The organism is Campylobacter sp. Cr9 (genome assembly GCF_020138295.1).
Classification (GTDB): Bacteria; Campylobacterota; Campylobacteria; order Campylobacterales; family Campylobacteraceae; genus Campylobacter_E.
The window spans coordinates 97,474-106,650 of the sequence record NZ_JACGBH010000004.1 but is presented as its reverse complement, the minus strand read 5'-3'; the positions used below and the strand labels follow the sequence as shown (position 1 = coordinate 106,650).

Here is a 9,177-nt window from a genome sequence, read left to right as displayed (position 1 = left end):
ACCGCCGTTAATCCCAGCTTCTCCGTATCTATCATATCTAGCACGCTTAGCATCATCGCTTAGTGTTTCGTAAGCTACATTTATTTCTTTGAATTTTTCTTCTGCATCTTTATCGCCTTGATTTCTATCAGGATGATATTTTAAGGCTAGTTTTCTATAAGCTTTTTTGATTTCATCAGGACTAGCGTTTTTGCTAACTCCTAGAATTTCATAAAAATCACGCATTGTTTTCCTTTTGCAATTTATCGTTTATAAATTAAATATTGTTAGAATGAAAAGACTTTAATAAATAAAGGTGAAAAAATGATTAATGTAATGATGATTGAAGACGAAGTAGAATATGCTGGTCTTATTACTGAGTTTTTGGCAAAGTTTAACATTAAAGTGACTAATTTTAGCACTCCTGCAGAAGGTTTAGCAGCAGATATTAGTCAATTTGATTGTTTAATATTAGACTTAACTCTACCAGGAATGGATGGGCTTGAGGTATGTAAAGAAATTCGTAAAAAATATGATATTCCTGTTATTATTTCTAGTGCTAGAGGTGATACAAGTGATAAGGTTTTAGGACTTGGATTAGGAGCTGATGATTATTTACCAAAACCTTATGAACCTACTGAATTACAAGCTAGAGTTTCATCACTTGTAAGAAGATATAAAAAAGCTATATTACCACCTGAAGAAGAGGTGAGCACTTTATTTAAAGTAGAGCATGAAAAACATGAAATTTATTATGATAAAAAACCACTTAGCTTAACACCTGCTGAATACGATATTTTAAGTTATTTAGTAAAAAGACATAGCTATTCGGTTTCAAGGGAAGAATTAGCTAGTAGCTGTAGATCTTTAAGGGAAAAAGATAGTAAAAGTTTAGATGTAATTATCGGAAGATTAAGAAATAAAATAGGCGATAGTTCAAAAGATCCTAAACATATATTTTCAGTTCGTGGCATAGGCTATAAGCTTATTGGCTAATGCGATTTACTTCAATTAGAGCAAAGTTAGTAACCATTTTTATAGTTAGTGTGTTACTAACTTCTATAATTTCAGCAACTATTTTAAAATATACGCAAACAGCATTAAGATTAGAGAATGAAAGTAGGCTTTATTTTGCGATTTTAACGCTTGATAAGCTTTATTCTAGTGGCGTTGCTTCTCAAATAAATAAATACTTATTAGACATTGATTTTGAAGAAATTAATGATGAAGATTTCATTAACGAGATATATACAAGCACGGATAAGCCTATTGATATTAAGACAAATTTTGGTTTAGTAAGTGGTATAGTTTATGATAATAGATATTTTTTAAAGATTAATAATATTAAAAACAATACAACAAGAGTTTATGAAAATACCCACGATAGTAATATAACAAGTAATAATGTTTTGGTTTTAACTTTTTGTATGGTAGGTCTTTTTATATTATCTTTATTGTTTTGTTATTTTTTGATAGAACCGCTGCATCATTTAAAAAATCACATAATTAATTTATTAAACAATAGACCTAGTAATTTTGTATATGAAAAAAACAATGAAATAGGAATTTTATATAAAGAATTTAATAAAGCTATTAAAAAGAATAATGAATTAACAGTAGCTAGAAGATTTTTCTTAAGAGCAATTATGCATGAGTTAAAAACTCCTATTGCTAAGGGAATGTTTGCAGCAAGCATGCCAGAAAATGAAAAAAATAAAGAGATATTGTTAAATGTTTTTAAGAATATGAATAGTTTAATTAATGAACTAAAAAATCTAGAAGAAATCTTATCAAGCAATCACGATGTGGTTTTAGAAGAAAAAACTTATTCAACCTTACTAGAAGAATCTCTTAATGCTTTATATTTAGATGATTTAAGCGTAGTTGATGTAAAAATGCATGTTAATAAAAAGATTTTAGTAGATAGTTCTTTATTAGTTATTTTGATTAAAAATCTATTAGATAATGCGTTAAAGTATTCAAGTGAGCGTAAGTGTATTATAGAATTCTTTGCAAATGAGATAATAGTTAGAAATAAAGGCGAAGAACAAGATTTTGATGTTAATGAATATTTTAAGCCTTTTATAAGAGGTAAAAATACTGCAAATAGTTTTGGTTTAGGTCTTTATTTGATTAAATATATTTGTGATACTCAAGGTTATAAGATAGAGTATTTTTATACTAATGAATATCATAATTTTAAGGTAACTCTTGATACATTTTAATAATTTATGCAAAAGCATAGGAAAAATTCAAGGAATAGGCAAAAAAACTTCTTTAAAAATGGCTTATTATTTATGTTATGAAAATAAAAACCTTTTAGAAGAATTAGTAAATTCTTTAGAAAACGCTAAAAAAAACATAAAAGAGTGCTCAATTTGTGGATGTTTAAGCGAAAATGAATTATGTGATTATTGTGTTAATTTAGAACTTGATGAGATTATTTGTTTAGTAGAAAGCCCTAAAGATGTATTTTTTATTGATGAATGCAATGTATATGAAGGAAGATATTTCATACTTTCAAAAATGAATGAATATTATTTAAAAAAATTAGAACAAATGATAATTAAGTTTGATATTAAAGAATTATTATTAGCCTATACACCAAGCGTTAGCACAGATACTCTTTGTTTTTATTTAGAAGATTATTTTAAGAATTACAATATGAAAATTAGCAAAATCGCTCAAGGTGTTCCTAATGGAATTAAGATACAAGATATTGATATTAATTCTTTAACTAGTGCTATTGTAAATAAGGTTAATTTTGATGCTTAGGGTTATTGTATTTTTTACTTTACTTGCGTGCTTTAGCGTTGTTGTTAATAGCGTTAATGTTTATAATATGCTCAATAATGCTTATGAATTACAAGAAAATAAAGATGTAAAAAGCGAAGTTGTAAAACAAGCAAAAACAATAGTAGATGAGATAGAGAAATATTCAAAGACTTTATCATCTTCTTTAAATCATAATGAAAAGTTAGAATTAATTAAAAAAGAAATTAATAAAATTAATTTTAATAAATATCAAGAAAAGGCTTATGCTTTTGATAGTTTGGGTTTTTATGTAGCACATTATTCAAAAGATTATGAAAACCAAAATATATTGCAAGAAACAGATATTAATAATAAATTGTATGTAAAAGACTTAGTTGATAAAATTAATAATGAAGGTTTTACAGAAGCTAGTATTTTTTGGACTAATCATTCAATAAGACACATAATTACTTATGTTAAAAAAGATGAAAATCTAAATATTTATTATGGTTGCACAATGGATTTAGATATTTTTAAAATAGATAAAGAAAATAAAAAAATCACTAGAAATGAAAATAATTTAATATTAATCAGTAGTTTTATAGTAATTATTATGATTTTATTTTTTAGCTTTTATCAATATAAAAAACGGAGAAAAGTATGAAAATAATTATTAAAATTTTATTATTAAGTGTTATTTTATTTGCAGAAGCTTTACCGCCTAATGAAGTTTTTCAATTTCAGATTTCAAATTCTCCTGCCATAAAAACAATTAAACTAAACCTAGATTCTAGTGTATATTTATACAAAGATGAATTAAAAATTACACATAATAACAATGATATTACAAAAGATATTGATTTAAAAAAGCCTATCTTAAAAGATAATGTTGAAGTATTTTTAAATCAAATTGAGTTTAATTTGCCTAATTTTATTTTAAAAGATAATGATAATGTAAAAATATTTTATTTAGGATGTTCAACTGAAGGTTTATGTTATCAGCCATTAGTTGCTTCTTTTAATTACCTTAACAATTCTTTTAGCTTAGAATATGCAAATAAAGAAGCAATCAAGCTAAAAAAAGAAGAACAAAACGCTAAAAGTGAATATGAAATTCAGCTTTTAAATTCTTCATTTTTGATTAATATTTTAACATTTTTTATATCAGGTTTATTGCTATCTCTTACGCCTTGCACATTGCCTATGGTTCCTATAATTTCTAGTATTTTAGCTAAAAGCAGTGGTAAAAAACCTGTATTTTCAAGCATAGTTTATGTATTAGGAATGGCTCTTAGCTATACTATCGCAGGAGTTGTTGCTGCACTTTTAGGAAGTGGAGTTCAGGCGTTTTTTCAAAGTCCTATTGTAATTATTATTTTTTCTTTGATTTTTGTTTTTTTATCTTTATCAATGTTTGGGCTATATGAATTAAAAATGCCTAATTTTTTAGTAAATAAAATTAATCAAAAAAGCACAAATTTAAGTGGTGTTATAGGGATATTTTTAATGGGTGTTTTAAGCGCTTTAATTGTAGGCCCTTGCGTCGCTGCACCCCTTGCTGGAATTTTAATTTATATTGCAAATAGTAATGATGTTGTTTTAGGTGCTAGTGCTTTATTTGCTATGAGTATAGGAATGGGAATTCCACTTATTGCAATAGGTTTTGGTTTTAGATTTATAACTGGCGCTTGGATGCAATATGTTAATAAATTTTTTGGTTTTGTATTGTTAGCAATTGCTATATATTTCTTAGAAAGATTGTTTGATGAAACGATAACTAATATCCTATATGCAATTTTGGGAATTTGTTTTTGTGTATTTTTTGGTTTATTTGAGAGTTCAAAAAATAAATTAATGTTATTTTTTAAAGTTTTTTTAGTATTAATTTTAGCGTTTTCATTTATTTTATTAAATAATGTTTTTAGAAATTATGAAAAATATGAAATTGTAGAAGAAAAATTAGAATTTATTCAAGCTACAAATAAATTAGAATTATCATCAAAAAATATAGTATATTTTACTGCTAGTTGGTGTGAAAATTGCAAGGTTATGCAAAAAACAACTTTTAAAGATAAAGATGTAATAAACGCCTTAAATCACTATAATTTAATTAAAATTGACCTTAGTAATCCAAATAAATTTGAGCAAGAAATGGCTGAAAAATACAAGATATTTGGACCACCTGTTTTATTAGTTTTAAACGATAAAGCAGAAGTGATAAAAAGAATAGTTGGTTTAGTTGATGCAAAAACTTTATTAAAAGAACTTAATTTTTAAAGCTAAAATTAATTTATTTTTGTATAATATGAGCTTTTATTTTAAGGAGATTTAATGCAAAGAACTTTATCGATCATAAAGCCTGATGCTGTTAAAAAGGGTGTAATAGGTCAAATTTTAAGTCGTTTTGAAGCTAATGGCTTAAGAATTGCAGCTATTAAAAAACTATATTTAACAAAAGAGCAAGCAGGAGAATTTTACGCAGTTCATAAAGAAAGACCATTTTATAAAGATTTAGTTGAGTTTATGACTAGTGGTCCTGTTGTTGTGTCTGTGTTAGAAGGTGAAAATGCAGTTGCTAAAAATCGTGAATTAATGGGAGCAACAAATCCTAAAGAAGCGGCAAAAGGAACAATAAGAGCAGATTTTGCTGAAAGTATTGATGCAAATGCAGTTCATGGTAGTGATAGTTTAGAAAATGCTAAAATTGAAATAGAGTTTTTCTTTAATAAACTTGAAATAAATTAAAATGAAAATTGCTTTTAGTAAAATTAATTCGGTAAAATACCCTTTTAAACTAGATTTTGATAATTTAGTTTTAGAAGGCTTTTTAAAAAGAAAAGATAATAAGTTGGTTACACTAGATGCAACTTTAGTTGGTAATGTTATACATTATTGTGATAGTTGTGCTGCTGAATTAGAAGTTGAAGTTAATGAAAAAATCAACTTAGATTTAAGCGATGGTGTATTTAAAGATAAAGAAAATGAATTAAGTGATACTATGGAATTTTATGATGGTGAAATAGACTTAATTGAAGTTTTAAAAAGCGAATTATCTTTATATTTAAGCGATTATTTTTATTGTCAAAATTGTAAATAAGGAGAATAACATGGCAGTTCCAAAGAGAAGAGTTAGTAAAACAAGAGCAGCGAAAAGACGCACTCATTATAAAATTGAGTTAGTAAGACCAGTAAAAGATAAAGACGGAAGCTGGAAATTACCACACAGAATTAATCCAACAACAGGTGAATATTAATACCTATGATAAAAGTTGCTGTTGATGCTATGGGTGGAGATTTTTCTTTCACCCCAATTGTTAGTGGAGTAGTTAAAGCGTTAAGAGAAAAAGATAATTTTAGCGTTATTTTAGTTGGAGATGAAGAGAAAATCCGAAATCAAATTCCACAAGAATTATCAAATAGAGTAGAGTATTTACATACTACTGATGTATTTGATATGGATGAGAACTCTACTGATGTTTTAAAACGCAAAGACAGCAGTATTTATAAAGCTGTAGAATTAGTAAGAAATCATGAAGCAAACGCTGTAGTTTCTGCAGGACATAGTGGAGCTACAATGAGCCTTGCTACTCTTAGAATAGGAAGAGTAAAAGGTGTGTTAAGACCTGCGATTGCTACTTTAATGCCTACGTTTAATGGTAGGGTTTTAGTATTAGATGTTGGTGCTAATGTTGATTGTGAAGAAGAAAATTTATTACAATTTGCAATTATGGGTGAAGCTTATGCGAAAGAAGTAATGAATATCAAAAATCCTAAAATAGCACTATTATCAAATGGTGAAGAAGACTGCAAAGGTAATAAACTTACAAAAGATACTCACAAATTATTAAGGGAACATCTAAGTAATTTTATAGGCAATATAGAAGGTGGTCAGATTTTTGCAGGTGAGTGTGATGTTGTTGTTTGTGATGGTTTTACTGGAAATATTTTATTAAAAACAGCAGAAGGTGCTGTGGGCATTTTTGCTAAGCTATTAAAAAGTGAAATTAAAAAATCATCATTAGCTAAAGTAGGTTATATGCTTAGCAAAGGTGCATTTGATGCACTAAAACAGCATTTAGATTATGACCAGTATGGAGGTGCTCCTTTATTAGGAGTTGATGGTTGTACTATTATAAGCCACGGAAAGAGCAATGAAGAAGCTATAAAAAATGCTATTTTTCAAGCTTTAAAATTTGCTAATTCAAATGTAAATAAAGTGATTGAAGATGAAATTAAAAGCTTGCATTAGAAGTATTGCTTCTTATCTACCTAGCAAAACATTAACAAATAAAGATTTTGAAAATTTTTTAGACACAAGTGATGAATGGATAATCAAAAGAACAGGTATTAAACAAAGATATATTGCAGAAGATAATGAAAACACAAGTGATTTGGCATATAAAGCAGGATTATTAGCTATTAAAAGAGCAAAAATTGATGCTAAAGATATAGATTTAGTTATAGTAGCAACTTTAAGCCCTGATTATTTTACAATGCCATCAACTGCTACAATAGTAGCAAATAAACTTGGTTTAAAGGGTGTTAGTGCTTTTGATATAAGTGCAGCTTGCTCAGGGTTTATTTATATGCTTGAGCTTGCTCGTGCTATGATAGAAAGTGGTGCTAAAAAGAATGTTTTAATTATAGGTGCAGAAAAGATTTCTTCGGTGCTTGATTATACAGATAGAACAACTTGTGTTTTATTTGGAGATGGTGCAGGTGCTTGCGTAATAAGCGCTAGCAATGGCTTAGGCATCGTAGATACTCACACAGGAAGTGATGGGGAATTTAAAGATTTATTATGCACAAAACGCTCTAATAAAACAAAGCAAGCAGAACCTTTAAAACTTGAGATGAAAGGCAACGAAGTGTTTAAAGTAGCTGTAAAAACACTAGCTGATGATGTTGCTTATTTGCTTGAAAAAAATAATCTTAAAAAAGATGAAATTGATTTATTTATACCACATCAAGCTAATTTAAGAATAATAAGCTATGTTCAAGAAAAGCTTGGCTTAAGTGATGAGCAATGCGTTGTATGTGTTGATAAGTTTGGCAATACTTCAGCAGCATCAATTCCGATCGCAATAAATGAAGCTTATGAGCAAGGTCGTTTAACTAATGGAAAATTAATGCTTTTAGATGCTTTTGGTGGTGGCTTTACTTGGGGTAGTGCTTTAGCTTACTTTGACGGCATTAATTATAAAGATTTATAAGTTTAAATTCCTAATTCAAATTCTTTAAAATTTTCAAGGAATTTGAATTAGGAATTTGTTTTCTTTAAAAATAATAAAATATATAATTTTATTCTAAAATAAACCAAAACTTTTTAAAAAGAATTAATTTTTTAAAATATTAATTTTAATTTAAGTTTTAAATTGTATAATCCAAACTTATTTTTATTTTAAGTCTTGTTAGCTCAGCAGGTAGAGCATCTCACTTTTAATGAGGGGGCCGCTGGTTCGAATCCAGCACAGGACACCATTTATTTTTGATCCAGGTTTGACCCTTTCGTCTAGTGGCCCAGGACGCCATTCTCTCCGTTTGGAAACGAGAGTTCAAATCTTTCAAGGGTCGCCATCGGTCGCTTAGCTCAGTTGGTAGAGCGCCACCCTTACAAGGTGGATGTCATAAGTTCGAGTCTTATAGCGACCACCATTTTAATATCGGTGCGGCGGTAGTTCAGCTGGTTAGAATATCGGCCTGTCACGCCGGAGGTCGCGGGTTCGAGCCCCGTCCGCCGCGCCATCTTCTTTTTAACAATCACTTTTACATTTTAACTTTACACTTAGATTAATTAAAAATGCAATAATAGGTAAAAATCATATAAAGGATAAATAATGGGACTTAAAAGCGATGCTTGGATAAAAGAAATGGCATTAAAACACGAAATGATAACTCCGTTTTGCGAAGAAAATGTAGGAAAAAATGTAGTTAGTTATGGGCTTTCAAGTTATGGATATGATATTCGTGTAGGTCGTGAGTTTAAAATTTTTACAAATGTAAATAGCACAATGATTGACCCTAAAGATTTTAACGATAAAAATGTGGTTGATTTTGTAGGCGATGAATGTATAGTTCCTGCAAACTCATTTGCGCTTGCTAGAACGGTTGAGTATTTTAAAATGCCTAGAGATGTTTTAGCAATTTGTCTTGGCAAAAGCACATATGCAAGATGTGGAATTATTGTAAATGTAACGCCATTTGAGCCAGGTTTTTGTGGTCATATTACTATTGAGATTAGCAATACAACTCCGCTACCAGCTAAAATTTATGCAAATGAAGGAATAGCACAGGTTTTATTTTTACAAGGTGATGAGCCTTGCATTACATCTTATGCTGACAAAAAAGGTAAATATCAAAACCAAACAGGAATAACACTTCCTAAAGTATTAAAATAATCTTTTAAGAATTTGAAATTCCTATTTCAAATTCTTTACTTTTTTA

The 9,177-nt window shown here is 28.4% G+C and carries 12 protein-coding genes and 4 tRNA genes; 15 read left to right on the top strand and 1 reads right to left on the bottom strand.

Going from position 1 to position 9,177, the window contains the following annotated elements; translation table 11 throughout:
* Positions 1–225, bottom strand: a 225-nt coding sequence (locus tag AVANS14531_RS03255; RefSeq protein WP_336611307.1) for a DnaJ domain-containing protein, incomplete at its 3' end; no start/stop codon positions are given.
* Positions 226–303: 78 nt separating this feature from the next.
* Between AVANS14531_RS03255 and AVANS14531_RS03250 the strand changes: the two genes are divergently transcribed.
* The 15 genes from AVANS14531_RS03250 to dcd all read left to right on the top strand — a co-directional run bounded on the left by AVANS14531_RS03250 (position 304) and on the right by dcd (position 9,131).
* Positions 304–975 carry a response regulator transcription factor gene (locus AVANS14531_RS03250; protein WP_239817808.1) on the top strand — a complete coding sequence of 224 codons (672 nt, stop codon included), beginning with the start codon at positions 304–306 and terminating at the stop codon, positions 973–975.
* Positions 975–2,204, top strand: a complete 1,230-nt coding sequence (locus AVANS14531_RS03245; RefSeq protein ID WP_239817809.1) for an ArsS family sensor histidine kinase — start codon at positions 975–977, stop codon at positions 2,202–2,204. Before AVANS14531_RS03250 ends, AVANS14531_RS03245 begins: the two co-directional genes overlap by 1 nt.
* Positions 2,191–2,754, top strand: a complete 564-nt coding sequence (locus AVANS14531_RS03240) for a recombination protein RecR (protein WP_239817810.1) — start codon at positions 2,191–2,193, stop codon at positions 2,752–2,754. Before AVANS14531_RS03245 ends, AVANS14531_RS03240 begins: the two co-directional genes overlap by 14 nt.
* The gene (locus tag AVANS14531_RS03235; protein ID WP_336611306.1) at positions 2,747–3,397 is read left to right on the top strand and encodes a cache domain-containing protein; all 651 of its coding nucleotides are present in this window, start codon (positions 2,747–2,749) and stop codon (positions 3,395–3,397) included. The genes AVANS14531_RS03240 and AVANS14531_RS03235 overlap by 8 nt, the downstream gene beginning before the upstream one ends.
* Entirely contained in the window at positions 3,394–5,010 is a 1,617-nt protein-coding gene (gene dsbD / locus AVANS14531_RS03230; protein ID WP_336611305.1) for a protein-disulfide reductase DsbD, read from the top strand. The genes AVANS14531_RS03235 and dsbD overlap by 4 nt, the downstream gene beginning before the upstream one ends.
* Positions 5,011–5,064: 54 nt before the next feature.
* A complete protein-coding gene (gene ndk, locus AVANS14531_RS03225; RefSeq protein ID WP_214116937.1) occupies positions 5,065–5,478 on the top strand; it encodes a nucleoside-diphosphate kinase in 414 nt (137 codons plus the stop codon).
* A 1-nt stretch (position 5,479) separates the two neighbouring features.
* On the top strand, positions 5,480–5,830 hold the full coding sequence (locus tag AVANS14531_RS03220) for a hypothetical protein (RefSeq protein ID WP_239817813.1): 351 nt from the start codon (positions 5,480–5,482) through the stop codon (positions 5,828–5,830).
* 10 nt (positions 5,831–5,840) lie between these two features.
* Positions 5,841–5,987 (top strand): 50S ribosomal protein L32, encoded by a 147-nt coding sequence (gene rpmF / locus AVANS14531_RS03215; RefSeq protein ID WP_239817814.1) that lies wholly within the window; start codon positions 5,841–5,843, stop codon positions 5,985–5,987.
* A 5-nt stretch (positions 5,988–5,992) separates the two neighbouring features.
* Positions 5,993–6,982, top strand: coding sequence for a phosphate acyltransferase PlsX (gene plsX, locus AVANS14531_RS03210; RefSeq protein WP_336611304.1), 990 nt, complete (start codon positions 5,993–5,995; stop codon positions 6,980–6,982).
* Entirely contained in the window at positions 6,960–7,946 is a 987-nt protein-coding gene (locus tag AVANS14531_RS03205; RefSeq protein WP_239817816.1) for a beta-ketoacyl-ACP synthase III, read from the top strand. Before plsX ends, AVANS14531_RS03205 begins: the two co-directional genes overlap by 23 nt.
* 192 nt (positions 7,947–8,138) lie before the next feature.
* Positions 8,139–8,214 (top strand) — tRNA-Lys (locus AVANS14531_RS03200).
* Positions 8,215–8,234: 20 nt separating this feature from the next.
* Positions 8,235–8,310: transfer RNA gene (locus tag AVANS14531_RS03195), tRNA-Glu, on the top strand.
* 2 nt (positions 8,311–8,312) lie between these two features.
* Positions 8,313–8,388, top strand: a tRNA-Val gene (locus AVANS14531_RS03190).
* Positions 8,389–8,401: 13 nt separating this feature from the next.
* A tRNA-Asp gene (locus AVANS14531_RS03185) sits at positions 8,402–8,478 on the top strand.
* 92 nt (positions 8,479–8,570) lie between these two features.
* Positions 8,571–9,131 (top strand): dCTP deaminase, encoded by a 561-nt coding sequence (gene dcd / locus AVANS14531_RS03180; protein ID WP_214116378.1) that lies wholly within the window; start codon positions 8,571–8,573, stop codon positions 9,129–9,131.
* Positions 9,132–9,177: the final 46 nt, after the last annotated feature.

Coding starts and splice junctions, on each gene's coding strand:
- dsbD (WP_336611305.1), top strand. CDS start 3,394: ATGAAAATAATTATTAAAATTTTATTATTAAGTGTTATTTTATTTGCA.
- AVANS14531_RS03250 (WP_239817808.1), top strand. CDS start 304: ATGATTAATGTAATGATGATTGAAGACGAAGTAGAATATGCTGGTCTT.
- AVANS14531_RS03220 (WP_239817813.1), top strand. CDS start 5,480: ATGAAAATTGCTTTTAGTAAAATTAATTCGGTAAAATACCCTTTTAAA.
- AVANS14531_RS03205 (WP_239817816.1), top strand. CDS start 6,960: ATGAAATTAAAAGCTTGCATTAGAAGTATTGCTTCTTATCTACCTAGC.
- AVANS14531_RS03245 (WP_239817809.1), top strand. CDS start 975: ATGCGATTTACTTCAATTAGAGCAAAGTTAGTAACCATTTTTATAGTT.
- dcd (WP_214116378.1), top strand. CDS start 8,571: ATGGGACTTAAAAGCGATGCTTGGATAAAAGAAATGGCATTAAAACAC.
- ndk (WP_214116937.1), top strand. CDS start 5,065: ATGCAAAGAACTTTATCGATCATAAAGCCTGATGCTGTTAAAAAGGGT.
- plsX (WP_336611304.1), top strand. CDS start 5,993: ATGATAAAAGTTGCTGTTGATGCTATGGGTGGAGATTTTTCTTTCACC.
- AVANS14531_RS03235 (WP_336611306.1), top strand. CDS start 2,747: ATGCTTAGGGTTATTGTATTTTTTACTTTACTTGCGTGCTTTAGCGTT.
- rpmF (WP_239817814.1), top strand. CDS start 5,841: ATGGCAGTTCCAAAGAGAAGAGTTAGTAAAACAAGAGCAGCGAAAAGA.